11 protein-coding genes and 1 tRNA gene are annotated in these 14,409 nt (G+C 69.9%); 6 read left to right on the top strand and 6 right to left on the bottom strand.

Going from position 1 to position 14,409, the window contains the following annotated elements; all coding sequences use genetic code 11:
• Positions 1-198 precede the first annotated feature (198 nt).
• The gene (locus tag ACH4D5_RS18815; protein WP_398303549.1) at positions 199-1,590 is read right to left on the bottom strand and encodes a cystathionine beta-synthase; all 1,392 of its coding nucleotides are present in this window, start codon (positions 1,588-1,590) and stop codon (positions 199-201) included.
• A gap of 164 nt (positions 1,591-1,754) precedes the next feature.
• Between ACH4D5_RS18815 and ACH4D5_RS18810 the strand changes: the two genes are divergently transcribed.
• The 3 genes from ACH4D5_RS18810 (at position 1,755) to ACH4D5_RS18800 (ending at position 5,459) form a co-directional block, all read left to right on the top strand.
• A complete protein-coding gene (locus tag ACH4D5_RS18810; protein ID WP_398303547.1) occupies positions 1,755-2,774 on the top strand; it encodes an SGNH/GDSL hydrolase family protein in 1,020 nt (339 codons plus the stop codon).
• Positions 2,775-3,137: 363 nt separating this feature from the next.
• A complete protein-coding gene (locus ACH4D5_RS18805) occupies positions 3,138-4,358 on the top strand; it encodes an acetyl-CoA C-acetyltransferase (RefSeq protein ID WP_398303545.1) in 1,221 nt (406 codons plus the stop codon).
• Positions 4,359-4,577: 219 nt separating this feature from the next.
• Positions 4,578-5,459 carry a hypothetical protein gene (locus ACH4D5_RS18800; protein WP_398303543.1) on the top strand — a complete coding sequence of 294 codons (882 nt, stop codon included), beginning with the start codon at positions 4,578-4,580 and terminating at the stop codon, positions 5,457-5,459.
• Positions 5,460-5,492: 33 nt separating this feature from the next.
• Here the strand turns inward: ACH4D5_RS18800 and ACH4D5_RS18795 are convergent, their stop codons facing one another.
• Positions 5,493-5,804 carry a hypothetical protein gene (locus ACH4D5_RS18795; RefSeq protein ID WP_398303541.1) on the bottom strand — a complete coding sequence of 104 codons (312 nt, stop codon included), beginning with the start codon at positions 5,802-5,804 and terminating at the stop codon, positions 5,493-5,495.
• Between the two features lie 102 nt (positions 5,805-5,906).
• On the opposite strand from ACH4D5_RS18795, the gene ACH4D5_RS18790 reads away from it, so the two are divergent.
• Positions 5,907-6,137 (top strand): DUF4287 domain-containing protein, encoded by a 231-nt coding sequence (locus ACH4D5_RS18790; RefSeq protein WP_125513198.1) that lies wholly within the window; start codon positions 5,907-5,909, stop codon positions 6,135-6,137.
• Between the two features lie 69 nt (positions 6,138-6,206).
• On the opposite strand, the gene ACH4D5_RS18785 is transcribed toward ACH4D5_RS18790, so the two are convergent.
• On the bottom strand, positions 6,207-7,133 hold the full coding sequence (locus tag ACH4D5_RS18785; protein ID WP_398303539.1) for a Bax inhibitor-1/YccA family protein: 927 nt from the start codon (positions 7,131-7,133) through the stop codon (positions 6,207-6,209).
• 242 nt (positions 7,134-7,375) lie between these two features.
• Positions 7,376-7,458, bottom strand: a tRNA-Leu gene (locus tag ACH4D5_RS18780).
• A gap of 394 nt (positions 7,459-7,852) precedes the next feature.
• Between ACH4D5_RS18780 and ACH4D5_RS18775 the strand changes: the two genes are divergently transcribed.
• Entirely contained in the window at positions 7,853-8,623 is a 771-nt protein-coding gene (locus ACH4D5_RS18775; RefSeq protein WP_398303537.1) for an ABC transporter ATP-binding protein, read from the top strand.
• 112 nt (positions 8,624-8,735) lie between these two features.
• Positions 8,736-11,261, top strand: a complete 2,526-nt coding sequence (locus ACH4D5_RS18770) for an ABC transporter permease (protein ID WP_398303535.1) — start codon at positions 8,736-8,738, stop codon at positions 11,259-11,261.
• A gap of 118 nt (positions 11,262-11,379) precedes the next feature.
• Here ACH4D5_RS18770 and ACH4D5_RS18765 read toward each other — a convergent pair whose 3' ends face one another.
• Positions 11,380-12,678 (bottom strand): class I SAM-dependent methyltransferase, encoded by a 1,299-nt coding sequence (locus tag ACH4D5_RS18765; protein ID WP_398303533.1) that lies wholly within the window; start codon positions 12,676-12,678, stop codon positions 11,380-11,382.
• 228 nt (positions 12,679-12,906) lie between these two features.
• Entirely contained in the window at positions 12,907-14,310 is a 1,404-nt protein-coding gene (locus ACH4D5_RS18760) for an NAD(P)/FAD-dependent oxidoreductase (protein WP_398303531.1), read from the bottom strand.
• Between the last annotated feature and the right edge of the window lie 99 nt (positions 14,311-14,409).

The following is a 14,409-nucleotide window of genomic DNA, read 5'->3' as shown; positions in this document are numbered from 1 at the left end:
GGTCCCCGCGAGGGACGCGGGCCGGGTCAGAGCCGGGCCACGTCCGGGCGTCCGTGGATCCGGGAGCCGCTCCGGAGGTCCTGACGCCGACAACGACCAATGTGCCGCAGCCTTGTTAAGCGGGTGCTGCGCGCACATGACGTGCTCGTACCGCTTCGGAGAAGAAGCCCCTACTGGGACCGCCCTACCGGGACCGGCCTACTGGGACTGCTGCCCCGCGAGGAACGCGAGCAGGTCCTGCCGGCTCACGACACCGGTCGGCTTGCCCTCGACCAGGACGATCGCCGCGTCCGCGCCGCCGAGCACCGACATCAGGTCCGCCACCGGCTCGCCGGAGCCGACCTGCGGCAGCGGATCCGACATGTGCTTCTCCAGCGGGTCGGAGAGCGAGGCGCGCTGCGTGAAGAGCGCGTCGAGCAGCTCCCGCTCCACGACCGAGCCGATGACCTCGGCGGCCATCACGTCGGGGTGGCCCGCGCCCGGCTTGACGATCGGCATCTGCGAGACGCCGTACTCGCGAAGCACCTCGATCGCCTCGCCGACCGTCTCCTCGGGGTGCATGTGGACGAGCGAGGGCAGCTCGCCGCCCTCCTTGCGGCTCAGCACGTCGCCGACGCGCGGCTGGTCGCCGGCCTCCTCCAGGAAGCCGTAGTCGTTCATCCACTCGTCGCTGAAGATCTTGCTCATGTAGCCGCGCCCGGAGTCGGGGAGCAGGACGACCACAACGTCGTCGGGGCCGAGGCGCTCCGCGACCCGCAGCGCCGCCACGACCGCCATGCCGCAGGACCCGCCGACGAGCAGCCCCTCCTCCTTGGCGAGCCGCCGGGTCATCTGGAAGGAGTCCTTGTCGGACACGGCGATGATCTCGTCGGTGACGTTTCGGTCGTACGCCGTCGGCCAGAAGTCCTCACCGACGCCCTCGACGAGGTAGGGCCGCCCGGACCCGCCGGAGTACACGGACCCCTCGGGGTCGGCGCCGACGACGGTGACCTTGCCGCCGGAGACCTCCTTCAGGTAGTTGCCCGTGCCGGAGATCGTGCCGCCGGTCCCGATGCCCGTCACGAAGTGGGTGATCTTCCCCTCCGTCTGCTCCCACAGCTCGGGGCCCGTGGAGTGGTAGTGGGAGAGCGGGTTGTTCGGGTTGCTGTACTGGTCGGGCTTCCAGGCGCCGGGCGTCTCGCGCACGAGCCGGTCGGAGACGTTGTAGTACGAATCCGGGTGCTCGGGGTCGACGGCGGTCGGGCAGACCACCACGTCGGCGCCGTACGCGCGCAGCACGTTGATCTTGTCGAGGGACACCTTGTCCGGGCAGACGAAGATGCACTTGTAGCCCTTCTGCTGGGCCACGATGGCAAGGCCGACGCCGGTGTTGCCGGACGTCGGCTCGACGATCGTCCCGCCGGGCTTCAGCTCCCCGCTCTGCTCGGCCGCCTCGATCATGCGCAGCGCGATGCGGTCCTTCACGGAACCGCCGGGGTTGAAGTACTCGACCTTGGCCAGGACGGTCGCCTGGATGCCCGCGGTTACGTTGTTGAGCCTCACGAGCGGGGTGTTGCCGACGAGGCTGATCATCGAGTCGTGGAATTGCACCGTTGTCTCCGGGCTGCGATGTAGTGCGACGAATTGGTGCGGTCAGCCTAAGGGTCCACCTCATCCGTTCACCTCCGCTCGCGATTGGCCGACCGTGCTTACGGGGCAATGAGTGGATGTACGGCCGTACGAACCGGTACGGCACGAGGAGGTGGCTGCAGGGCATGTCGAGGGCGAGGGTGGCACGGCGGATCGCCGCGGGCGCGGCGTACGGCGGCGGAGGCATCGGGCTGCTCGGGGCCGCCACGGTGGGCGTGGTGCTGGCCGAGGTACAGCTGGCGAAGCGGAACGTGGGCAATGGCGGGCACGCGGATCCACCGCGGGCGGACGGCCGGTACGGCGGGGCGTTCGCCCATCCTGCCCGCGCCGACTCCCCCGAACCGGTGCGGTTCGCCATGCTCGGGGACTCCACGGCGGCGGGACAGGGCGTGCACCGGGCCAGGCAGACCCCGGCGGCGCTGCTCGCCTCCGGGCTCGCCGCGGTCGCCGAGCTCCCCGTCGACCTGCGGAACGTGGCGCTGCCCGGCGCCCAGTCGGACGACCTGGACCGGCAGGTGACGCTGATCCTTTCGGACCCGGCCTGGGTGCCGGACGTCTGCGTCATCATGATCGGCGCGAACGACGTGACGCACCGGATGCCGCCGACGCGGTCGGTGCGCCATCTCTCCGCCGCGGTGCGCAGGCTCCGTACGGCCGGTGCGGAGGTCGTGGTCGGCACCTGCCCCGACCTCGGCACGGTCGAGAACGTCTACCAGCCCCTGCGGTGGCTGGCCCGGCACGTCTCGCGGCAGCTGGCCGCGGCGCAGACGATCGGCGTGGTGGAGCAGGGCGGGCGGACGGTGTCGCTGGGCGACCTGCTCGGTCCCGAGTTCGCGGCGCACCCGCGGGAGCTGTTCGGCCCGGACCGCTACCACCCCTCCGCGGAGGGGTACGCGACGGCGGCGATGGCGGTCCTTCCCACGCTGTGCGCGGCGCTGGGCCTGTGGCCGGAGGAGGAGCGCCCGGACGTCTCGCGGCGCGAGGGGTTCCTGCCGGTGGCCAGGGCGGCGGCGCAGGCGGCTTCGGAGGGCGGTACGGAGGTCACGGCGGCGATGCCTACGGGGCCACGGGGGCCGTGGGCGCTCCTCAAGCGCCGTCGCCGCCGCCGCATCCACACCCCGGAACCCTCCCCTCTCCCTCACTGACCTCCGCCCTTCGGGCGTGGGCGGGTGCCTTCGGGTGCGGCCCGGCGGGGGCTGAGCGCGCAGTTCCCCGCGCCCCTGAATACTTGCCCGGCGCCGTTCCCTTGGCGGTGCAGGGCGCGGTGGACCACCCAGGGGCGCGGGGAACTGCGCGACAAGCCCCCACCGGGCCGCAGGAGAAAACGAACCGGATGCGAAACGTACCCCCACCCGCCCAGGGCCCCGCGGCCTGAGCGCCCGCTTAGAAATGCGGCCCGTGTCACACCCCCGACCCGATGACCCGCACCATTACGTGCAGGTAACTTCCCAGAGAGCCATGAGAGAGCAGCCCTGCCCCACCCTTCGCCTCGTCACTGGAGCGTCCTGATGCCCGAAGCCGTGATCGTCTCTGCCGCCCGCACCCCGATCGGCCGCGCCTTCAAGGGCTCGCTGAAGGATCTGCGTCCGGACGACCTGACCGCCACCATCATCGAGGCCGCCCTCGCCAAGGTCCCGGAGCTCGACCCCAGGGACATCGACGACCTGATGCTCGGCTGCGGCCTGCCCGGCGGCGAGCAGGGGCACAACCTCGGCCGCATCGTGGCCGTGCAGCTGGGCATGGACCACCTCCCGGGCTGCACCATCACCCGGTACTGCTCCTCGTCCCTGCAGACCTCCCGTATGGCACTGCACGCCATCAAGGCCGGTGAGGGCGACGTCTTCATCTCCGCCGGCGTCGAGATGGTGTCCCGGAGCGTGAAGGGCACCTCCGACGGCCTGCCCGACACCCACAACCCCCTCTTCGCCGATGCCGAGGCCCGCACCGAGGCCGTGTCCAAGACCGAGGGCTCCACGTGGCACGACCCGCGCGAGGACGGCCTGCTCCCGGACGCGTACATCGCGATGGGCCAGACCGCCGAGAACCTGGCGCGCCTCAAGGGCGTCACCCGCCAGGACATGGACGAGTTCGGCGTCCGCTCGCAGAACCTCGCCGAGGAAGCCATCAAGAACGGCTTCTGGGAGCGCGAGATCACCCCGGTCACCACCCCGGACGGCACGGTCGTCAGCAAGGACGACGGGCCGCGCGCGGGCGTCACCATGGAGGGTGTGCAGGGGCTGAAGCCGGTCTTCCGCCCCGACGGCATGGTCACGGCGGGCAACTGCTGCCCGCTCAACGACGGCGCCGCCGCCCTCGTGATCATGAGCGACACCAAGGCCCGCGACCTCGGCCTGACCCCGCTCGCCCGCATCGTCTCCACCGGCGTCACCGGCCTCTCCCCCGAGATCATGGGCCTCGGCCCGGTCGAGGCGTCCAAGCAGGCCCTGCGGCGGGCCGGGCTCACCATCGACGACATCGACCTCGTCGAGATCAACGAAGCCTTCGCCGCGCAGGTGATCCCGAGCTACCGCGACCTGGGCATCGACATCGACAAGCTCAACGTCAACGGCGGCGCCATCGCCGTCGGCCACCCCTTCGGCATGACGGGCGCCCGCATCACCGGCACGCTCATCAACTCCCTCCAGTTCCACGACAAGCAGTTCGGCCTGGAGACGATGTGCGTCGGCGGCGGCCAGGGCATGGCGATGGTCATCGAGCGCCTCAGCTAGCTCCGGCCAGGCCCCTGGATCACTTCGTGACCCAATCTCCCCCAGGATGTGACCTATCTCCTGGGGGAGATACATATGCCCAGCTCAGAGCGGATCCGGGGATGTACACCGGGCCAAAAGACCTGTCCAATTCGTGACGTAATGCACTGACAGGCGGATCGTGCAGGCTTCAAGCTGATGTAGGAAGTCGGGGGTCGACTTGAAACCGGGAGTACGTCAGTGAGCGCCTTGCCTCTTGCCCTGCTGCTCTCCACGGCCGCTGCCACGGCCGTGGGCGTCGCCGCCCTGCACGCCGTGCACGGCCTGCGGAAGCAGATCGCCGAGATCACAGCCCTGCACGCCGAGGCGGTCGGCAGCCGTGCCACGAGCGGCCCGCACCCGACGGTGCCGGCCGCCCGCACCACGGTGGACACCGACGAGATACGCGCGGCGGTGACCGAGGCGCTCGCCGAGGAGCGGGAGCGGGAGCTCGCCGAGGCGAGGGCCTTCTGGGCGGCCCAGGAGGCCCGTGAGGGCTCCGAGGGGCCCTCTCTGCTCAGCGGCCTGCCCGGCATCCCGGACAGCATCGCCGACGAGCTGTTCCTGCCGCGCCAGGCCGACTTCGCGGGCCTGGAGTCCGACAGCCTGGAGCCGGTGATCGAGCCCTTCGCCGACCCCGCGGGCACCGACGAGTTCGCCGGCGGCACCTCCCTCGACGGAGTCCACGGCGGAGACTCCCCGGAGCTGGCCGCCGCCCGCCGCCGTCACCCCTCGCACCCGGACTTCGTGCCGGTGCAGACCCCGGCCCCCGACGGCACCCACGGCGACCACGAGCGCACGGTGGAGTGCCTCGAGGAGCTCGCCGCCGCCCGCACCGCCCTCGCCGACGTCCGCCCCGGCCCGCTGGGCACACTGGACGTTTACGTCTTCGCGGACGGCACGACGCTGTGCATGACGCCCGGCCACCGCGAGACGGCGGAGCTCCTCGCCACGGCCCTGCGCGAGGGCCGGACCCCGTTCCTGCTGGGCGGCTCCGGCATCTCGGGCGCGTACGCCCTGACCTTCGAGTGCGGCACCGAGAACGTCTACATCCTGGCCGACCGCGTCATCGCGTCCGTCTGAGCCGGCGGGCCGAGGGCCCGCCGACGGCCTGTCCTAGACCCCGGCCCGTTTCTGCGCCTCCTCCACGAGGCGCAGCACCCGCTCCAGCTCCTCGGCGTCCGTCAGGACGAGGGCCAGGTCCCGGCCCGCGACGGTGATCTGGTCGGCGGCGGCGAACATCCCGGCGTCCGGCATCTCCCGCGGTGGGGTTTCCGGCTCCTCGATGCGCTGCGCGAGAACGGCCAACTCCCTGGCCAGGGCGAGCGCTTCGGTCGCCGCTCCGCGCTGCAGCCGGCTCTGTGGCGCGGCCCGCAGGCGGTCGGCGAAATGGTCCACTGCGGCCGTCAAAGGCGTCGTATCGAGCACCCCGCGACCCTATGTGGCTTTACGGGACTGTTGCCAACGCCCCGGCGCTCAGGCACGGTGTCGTGAAGGACGGAACACATCGCGACGCGTCCGGAGGCGCCGATGTCACAAGTCTTCTCCGAGGAGACCCACCGCAACCTGCTCGCCCGAATCCCCCAATGCACCGGTCGTGAAGTCTCCGACTGGCTCCGCGCCGTGGACGAAGGACCCTCTCTCTTCCGCTTCGAGGAGAAGGTCAGCTGGCTCCGCGCCGAACACAATCTCGCGTACGGCCACGCGAAGGCGATCATCCACGAGTACGACCTCAGGCGGGCCGCCCGAAAATTCCTCTGACCCCCCACCCACACGGCAAAGGGCCCGCGGACCGTCTCCGGTCCGCGGGCCCTTCTGCGACTACGCGCCTCAGTCGTTGCCCGAGAAGATGGCGATCAGGCGCAGGAACTCCATGTAGATCCAGACGAGCGTCATCGTCAGACCGAACGCGGCGAGCCAGGCCTCTTCCTTGGGGGCGCCGTACGCGATGCCGTCCTCGACCTGCTTGAAGTCGAGGGCCAGGAAGCAGGCGCCGAGCAGGATGCCGACGATGCCGAACGCGATGCCGAGGCCACCGCTGCGGAAGCCGAGACCGTCACCGCCGCCGAAGACCATGAACAGCAGGTTCACGGCGGTCAGCAGCAGGAAGCCGAGGGCCGCGGCCATCACGAAGCCGTAGAAGCGGCGGTTGACGCGGATCCAGCCCGCCTTGTAGGCCACGAGGACGCCGATGAAGACGGCCATCGTGCCGAGCACGGCCTGCATGGCCGCGCCGCTCGCGATGCGGTTGTCGACGACGCTGGAGATGACGCCGAGGAAGACGCCTTCCAGTGCCGCATACGCCATGATCAGCGCGGGCGAGGCCTTGCGCTTGAAGGCCTGGACGAGGCCGAGCACCATCGCGATGAGGCCGGCGCCGATCGCGATGCCGTACGACTTGCTGATGTTCGCGTCGTCCACCGGCAGGAGCGCCCAGGCGAGGGCGGCCGTGACCACGAGCGTGCCGAGCGTGGTCGCGGTGCGCATGACGACGTCGTCCATCGTCATGCGTGTGGTCACGGGCGCCTGGGGCGCGCCGTGCTGCAGGTCCTGCTGGGCGTACGGATTGGTGGCGTAGGGGTTGCCCGCGGGGGCCTGCTGGCCGCCTGCGTACGGATTGCCCTGCGCGTACGGGTTGCCCTGCTGGGTCTGGGTCGCGGCTGCGGGTCCCCCGGCCTGCGGCTGCGCGCCGAAGCCGGCGAAGCCGTTGTCGCGGCTGAACCCCCGTCGCGAGAAGACCGGGTTACTGCTCCTCATTTCACTCCTCCATGGCCACCGTGTGTGGCTTTGCCTCAAGAGTAATGCGTAGGCAAAGGGATGGGCCTAGTGCTTGGGGAGGATCTTTCCCTCTCTGTGAGGAAGAACGCTCGACCTGGGGCGTACTGTTCCCGGATCGGTACCGTTCCGCCGCCCGGGTGACCGCGCGGTCAGGAGGGGTGGGGTGCCGGGGAGCGGTGCCAGGGGGCCGTGCCGCCGGCACCTTCACCAATCAGCGGATGTGCCCGGAGCCGGACTCGAACCGGCACGCCCCCGAGGGGCAGCGAGGTTTAAGCTCGCCGTGTCTGCATTCCACCATCCGGGCAGGCCATGGGCTCCGCGTCGAGGCTTCGACCCTATCGGGAGGCATCCCCCGAACAGCGGAAGGACAGCCCGATGTTGTCTTATTTTATTGACGTCTGAGGGTGCATCAGCCGTTGTCACGGTCCGTTGGTACATGCCGGAGGCCCTACCCCGGGCCCGGCCGGTCTCGTGGGCCTCTGCACGGAATGACGGAATTTAGCCCTCCCGACGTTCCCGGTCCCGCTTTCTCCTCCTTTCCGCATCAGGGACGCACGTCATCCCCAGGTATGACAGGACGCCCTCAAGTCCGACTCGAGAGGGCCCCGGGAACCGGAACAGCGGCTGACTACATGGCGCTGATCGGCCGGGACGATGGAGTACGTCCCCACTCGTCGTCCCGACAGGAGCACCACCCCGTGACCACCACCCCTTTCGCCACTCGCGCCACCGCCGTGGCCGCGCGCGCCACGGAACTCTCCAAGGTGTACGGACAGGGTGAGACCCAGGTGGTCGCCCTGGACCGGGTCTCCGTCGACTTCGGGCAGGGCGAGTTCACCGCGATCATGGGCCCCTCGGGCTCCGGCAAGTCGACCCTGATGCACTGCGTCGCCGGCCTGGACAGCTTCAGCTCCGGCTCCGTGCGCATAGGCGAGACCGAGCTGTCCACGCTCAAGGACAAGCAGCTCACGAAGCTCCGCCGGGACAAGATCGGCTTCATCTTCCAGGCGTTCAACCTGCTGCCGACCCTGACGGCCCTGGAGAACATCACGCTGCCGATGGACATCGCGGGCCGCAAGCCGAACCGCGAGTGGGTCGAGCAGGTCATCGAGATGGTCGGCCTCTCCGGGCGCCTCAAGCACCGGCCCACCGAGCTCTCCGGCGGCCAGCAGCAGCGCGTCGCCGTGGCCCGCGCCCTCGCCTCCCAGCCGGAGATCATCTTCGGTGACGAGCCGACCGGAAACCTCGACTCGCGCTCCGGCGCGGAGGTCCTCGGCTTCCTCCGCAACTCCGTGCGCGACCTCGGGCAGACCGTCGTGATGGTCACCCACGACCCGGTCGCCGCGTCGTACGCGGACCGCGTGATCTTCCTCGCGGACGGGCGCGTCGTCGACGAGATGCACCGGCCTACCGCGGACGGGGTGCTCGACCGCATGAAGCACTTCGACGCGAAGGGCCGGACCAGCTAGGCGCCGGTCGCCGCCTTCCTCGACTGCGGGACGGCCGTGGCTGGTCGCGCAGTTCCCCGCGCCCCTGAAGGGGCGCTCCGCCGCCCCTTCCTTTTCACCTGGACTCACACCCATGTTCCGTACCGCCCTGCGCAACGTGCTCACGCACAAAGCCAGGCTGTTGATGACCGTGCTCGCCATCATGCTCGGCGTCGCCTTCGTCTCCGGCACCCTGGTCTTCACCGACACCTTCGGCAACGCCTACAAGAACAAGTCGGCGAAGAGCTTCGACCACGTCTCCGTCGCCATCACGTCCGCCAGCGACTCCTCCGGCGACGACAGCGGCCGGGGGCCCAAGCAGAAGCCCGAGCTCACCGACTCCCTCCTGAAGAAGGCCGACGGGCTGCCCGGCGCCGGTGCCGTGCTCGGCTCCGTCTCGGGCTTCACCGCGCTCGCCGACAAGGACGGCAAGCTGGTGGGCGGCGAGTGGGGCACCACCGGCGCCAACTACTTCCCGGGCAAGGACGGCAAGGACCCGCGCTACGACTTCACCGAGGGCACCGCCCCGAAGTCCGCCGGTGACATCGCCCTCGACTCCCGCACCGCCGGCCGCACCGGCTACAAGGTGGGCGACTCCGTCCGCTACTCCACCGACGGCCCGGTGCGCACCGCCAAGGTCAGCGGCATCTTCGACACCGACGAGGGCAGTGTCGTCGCGGGCGGCAGCCTGGTCGTCTTCGACAACAAGACCGCGCTCAAGGAACTCAACAAGAACCAGTACGACGAGATCGACGTGAAGGCGGCCGCGGGCACCTCCGAGGCGGCCCTGGAGAAGTCGGTCGAGAAGATCCTGCCCAAGGACTCCTCGACGATGACGGGCGGCGAGCTCAAGGCCCAGCAGGACAGGATGATCGAGGAGCAGACCAGCTCCATGAGCCAGGTCCTGCTGATCTTCGCCGGCATCGCGCTCTTCGTCGGCATCTTCATCATCGCCAACACCTTCACCATGCTGGTCGCCCAGCGCACCAAGGAGCTCGCGCTCATGCGGGCCGTCGGTGCCTCGCGCCGCCAGGTGACGCGGTCCGTGCTGATCGAGGCCTTCCTGGTCGGCATGATCGCCGCCGTGAGCGGTTTCGCGCTCGGCATCGGCGTGGCCGTGGGCCTGGAGTCCCTGATGAACTCCGCCGGCGCCTCGCTGCCCGACGGACCGCTCGTCATCGCCCCGACCACGATCGTCGTGGCGCTGCTCATCGGCGTGGTCGTGACCATGCTGGCCGCCTGGCTGCCGGGCCGCCGCGCCGCGCGCATCCCGCCGGTCGCCGCGATGAACAGCGTCCACGCGACGCCGACCGTGCGGGGCTTGGTGGTCCGCAACACCATCGGTTCGGTCATCGTCGCGCTCGGCGCGGTGATGCTCTTCATGAAGGACAACTACGTGAAGTCGGGCGGCGCGGGCGTCATGCTCGTCGGCGTCATCGTCCTCACGCCGCTGCTGTCCCGCCCGTTCATCGCCGCCTCGGCGCCGCTCCTGAAGCCGTTCGGCGTCACCGGCAAGCTGTCGCGCCTCAACTCCGTGCGCAACCCGCGCCGCACGGCCTCCACGGCCGCGGCCCTGATGATCGGTCTGACCCTCATCACGGCGATGACCGTGGTCGCCACCTCGATGAGCACCGCCATCAACAAGATGGCCGCCGGCGCCATGAAGGCCGACTACAGCGTCTCCATGGCGAACTTCCAGCCGCTGACCCCCGAGGTCCGCGAGAAGCTGGACAAGATCCCGGACGTCGCGGCGACCACCCCGCTGCGCAGCACCTACGGCGAGGCCGACGGCGGCTTCGTCTCCATCTCCGGCGTCGACCCGAAGACCTTCGGCGAGCTGGTCGGCCTGGACTTCACCAGCGGCTCGGTGGCCGGCCTGAAGTCCGGCGGCGTGCTCGTCGACACGGACACCGCCAAGGACAAGGGCCTCAAGGCGGGCGACACCCTGCCGCTGAAGTTCGACGACGACGGCAAGAAGGTCCGGCTGAAGGTCGCCGGTGTCTACGAGGGCAACGAGATGCTCAACGGCCTCTTCGCGCCGACCTCCGTCGTCGACCCGCACCTGACCAAGGTCGTCGACAAGCAGGTCCTGGTGAAGATGAAGGACGGCACCTCCGACAAGGCCGAGGACGCCATCGTCAAGGCCCTCGGCGAGAACCCCGCCATCACCGTCCAGGACAAGGACGCGATCAGCAACCAGGTGGCCGGCGCCATCAACATGATGCTGAACATGCTCTACGGCCTGCTGGCCATGGCCGTCCTCATCGCGGTGCTCGGCGTCATCAACACCCTCGCGATGTCGGTGTTCGAGCGGAAGCACGAGATCGGCATGTTGCGGGCGATCGGCCTCGACCGCGCGAAGGTCAAGCAGATGGTGCGCCTGGAGGCGGTCATCATCTCCCTGTTCGGCGCGGTACTCGGCATCGGTCTCGGCCTCTTCATGGGCTGGGTCGCGGGCGGCACCATCTCGAACAGCGTCTCCACGTACTCGATGGAGATCCCGCTCGGCCGGATCGTGATCTTCCTCGGGATCGCGGCCCTGGTCGGTGTCCTCGCGGCGATGTGGCCGGCCCGCAGCGCGGCGAAGCTGAACCCGCTGATGGCCATCAAGAGCGAGTAGCGCTCCGCTCGGCAGTACGGAAAAGGGCCCCGGCGAGGGGAATCTCGCCGGGGCCCTTCGGCTTGCCCTGTGTCGCCGCTGCGCGGCTCGTCCTCAAACCCCGGACGGGCTGAGACGGTCAGCCGCGCCAGTCCCTCGTCCGCAGGCTCAGGCCCGAGGTCCCGGTCTCCGGGGTCTTCACCGCGAGGACCTGGTTGACGCCGATGCGGTTGTGTTCGAAGGCCAGCGCGGAGGCGGCCATGTAGAGCCGCCAGATGCGGGCGCGGCCGGGTGAGGTGAGCCGCCGGCCCTCCACCCAGCGCGCCTCCAGGTTCGCGACCCAGCGGCGCAGGGTCAGGGCGTAGTGCTCGCGGATGGACTCCAGGTCGCGGACCTCGAAGCCGGCCCGCTCCAGGAGCGCCGCCGTGGTGCCCACGGGCGCCAGCTCGCCGTCCGGGAAGACGTACGCGTCGATGAACTCGTCCACGGAGTACGCCGATTCGTCGGCCTGCGGGCGGCGCGCGATCTGGTGGTTGAGCAGCCGCCCGCCGGGCTTGAGGAGGGCGTACAGGTCGCGGGCGTACTCCAAATAGCGTTCGCTGCCGACGTGTTCGGCCATGCCGATGGAGCTGATGGCGTCGTACGGTCCGTCGCGCACGTCGCGGTAGTCCTGGACGCGGATCTCGATCCGGTCCGTCAGCCCCTCCTCGGCCACCCGCTTCCTGGCGTAGGCGGCCTGCTCCTGGGAGAGGGTGACGCCGACGACGCTCACGCCGTGCTCGCGTGCCGCGTGGATCGCCATGGAGCCCCAGCCGCATCCGACGTCGAGCAGCCGTATGCCGGGCTTCAGGCCGAGCTTGCGGGAGACGAGTTCGAGCTTGTCGCGCTGGGCGTCCTCCAGGGTGCCGTCGGGCGACTCCCAGTAGGCGCACGAGTAGACCATCGACGGGCCGAGGACCAGTTCGTAGAAGTCGTTGCCGACGTCGTAGTGGTGGCTGATGGCGCGGCGGTCGCTGCCCTTGGTGTGCAGGTGGAGACGGCCGTGTCTGCGCATCTCCTCGGGCGGCGGGGCGGGCGGCAGGAAGGGGGCGGAGAGGGCGACCAGGGAGCGGACCGCGGCGCGGAACTCCGGGTCGCGCAGGGACTGCCGCAGGCTCCTGGCACCGTCGTCGCGCTCCCAGATGAACTCCGCCATCGTGTCCAGGGCCTGGTACAGGTCGCCCTCGACGTCCAGGTCACCGGCCACCCAGGCGCGGGCGAGGCCCAGCTCCCCCGGCTTCCACAGGAGGTGGCGCAGGGCGCGGCGGTTGCGTACGACGAGGGCGGGGGCGTTCGGCGGGCCCGACTCCGACCCGTCCCAGGCGCGGATACGCACCGGCAGCGGGGCTCCCATGAGCTGCTCGGCGAGGGTCTTCAGCCGCTGTGCGGCGTCCTGCATGGCGCACACCTCCGTGGATGGGGCATCCCTTGTTGTGACAATGAGGGAAAATCCCGGAACGGTCCAACACCACGTCAACACCGAAGGGGCCCGGACGCAGTCCCGTTGCCGCGTCACGGTACGGCAAAATAGATGCCCCCGGCATCTACTTTTCGCCGGACACGCCGAAGGGGCCGCCCGCACCACGGATGGCGGGCGGCCCCTTCGGGGTGGATCAGTGACGCGAGGTCAGGAGGCCTTGGCCTTCTCCTCGGTCTTCACCGCGGGCGCCGGCTCGGCGGCGGCAGCGGGCTTCGGGGCGGGCTTGGCCGCCTCGTAGAACTCCTCGCGCGGGGCCTCCAGAGCACCCAGGGAGACGACCTCGCGCTTGAGGAACATGCCGAGCGTCCAGTCCGCGAAGACGCGGATCTTGCGGTTGAACGTCGGCATCGCCATGCCGTGGTACGCGCGGTGCATGTACCAGGCGAGACGGCCCTTGAGCTTGATCTTCATCTTGCCCATGACGATCATCGCGACGCCCTTGTGCAGGCCGAGACCGGCGACCGCACCCTTGTTGGCGTGGCTGTACTCCTTCTGCGGGAAGCCCCGCATGCCGGAGATCACGTTGTCGCCGAGGACCTTCGCCTGCCGCAGCGCGTGCTGGGCGTTCGGCGGGCACCAGGCGTTCTCGTTGCCGGCCTTGCGGCCGACGACGTCCGGCACCTGGGCGTTGTCGCCCGCGGCCCAGATGTAGTCCGTGCCCTGCACCTGGAGCGTCGTCTGGGTGTCCACGTGGCCGCGCGGGCCGAGCGGCAGACCGAAGCGGGACAGCGCCGGGTTCGGCTTGACGCCCGCGGTCCACACGATCGTGTTCGAGTCGACCTCGAGGCCGTTGTTCAGGACGACGTGGCCGTCCACGCAGGAGTCCATGCCGGTCTTCAGGTAGACCTCGACACCGCGGCCCTCGAGGTGCTCCTTGCCGTACTGGCCGAGCTTCGGGCCGACCTCGGGGAGGATCTTGTCCGCGACGTCGACGAGCACGAAGCGCATGTCCTCGCGCTTCACGTTCTTGTAGTACTTGGCCGCGTCGCGGGCCATGTCCTCGACCTCGCCGATGGTCTCCGCGCCCGCGAAGCCACCGCCGACGAAGACGAAGGTCAGCGCCTTGCGGCGGACCTCCTCGTCGGTCGTGGAGTCAGCCTTGTCCAGCTGCTCCAGGACGTGGTTGCGCAGGCCGATGGCCTCCTCGATGCCCTTCATGCCGATGCCCTGCTCGGCGAGGCCGGGGATCGGGAAGGTGCGGGAGACCGCGCCCATCGCGATGACCAGGTAGTCGAAAGGCAGCTCGTAGGCCTCGCCGACGAGCGGCGCGATCGTGGCGACCTTGCGGTCCTGGTCGATGGTGGTGACCCGACCGGTGAGGACTTCCGCCCTCGGCAGTACGCGTCGCAGCGGTACGACGACGTGCCGCGGCGAGATGCTGCCGGCGGCGGCTTCGGGGAGGAAGGGCTGGTAGGTCATGTACGACCGGGGGTCGACGACCGTGACGGTCGCCTCTCCGAAGCGCATCTTCTTGAGAATGCGCCGAGCTGCGTACAGGCCTACGTACCCACCGCCTACTACGAGGATCCTGGGACGCTCCGTGGTGCTCATGCCATCGAGTATCCACCCGCCCGGCGGGGGTCGCTCGTGCGCCCCTTCACAAGCATGCCAAGGGCCTCTGCTACACTTCGCCGCCCACGTGACCGAGGT

The sequence above is a fragment of the Streptomyces sp. NPDC018029 genome (genome assembly GCF_044327655.1).
In the GTDB taxonomy this organism is placed as follows: Bacteria; Actinomycetota; Actinomycetes; order Streptomycetales; family Streptomycetaceae; genus Streptomyces.
The sequence above is the reverse complement of the archived record's forward strand: the minus strand, read 5'-3'. Positions and strand labels throughout refer to the sequence as shown.

Bases quoted from the DNA above. Each gene is read 5' to 3' on its own strand.
- ACH4D5_RS18810 (WP_398303547.1), top strand. From the start codon at position 1,755: ATGTCGAGGGCGAGGGTGGCACGGCGGATCGCCGCGGGCGCGGCGTAC.
- ACH4D5_RS18805 (WP_398303545.1), top strand. From the start codon at position 3,138: ATGCCCGAAGCCGTGATCGTCTCTGCCGCCCGCACCCCGATCGGCCGC.
- ACH4D5_RS18790 (WP_125513198.1), top strand. From the start codon at position 5,907: ATGTCACAAGTCTTCTCCGAGGAGACCCACCGCAACCTGCTCGCCCGA.
- ACH4D5_RS18785 (WP_398303539.1), bottom strand. From the start codon at position 7,133: ATGAGGAGCAGTAACCCGGTCTTCTCGCGACGGGGGTTCAGCCGCGAC.
- ACH4D5_RS18770 (WP_398303535.1), top strand. From the start codon at position 8,736: ATGTTCCGTACCGCCCTGCGCAACGTGCTCACGCACAAAGCCAGGCTG.
- ACH4D5_RS18765 (WP_398303533.1), bottom strand. From the start codon at position 12,678: ATGCAGGACGCCGCACAGCGGCTGAAGACCCTCGCCGAGCAGCTCATG.
- ACH4D5_RS18760 (WP_398303531.1), bottom strand. From the start codon at position 14,310: ATGAGCACCACGGAGCGTCCCAGGATCCTCGTAGTAGGCGGTGGGTAC.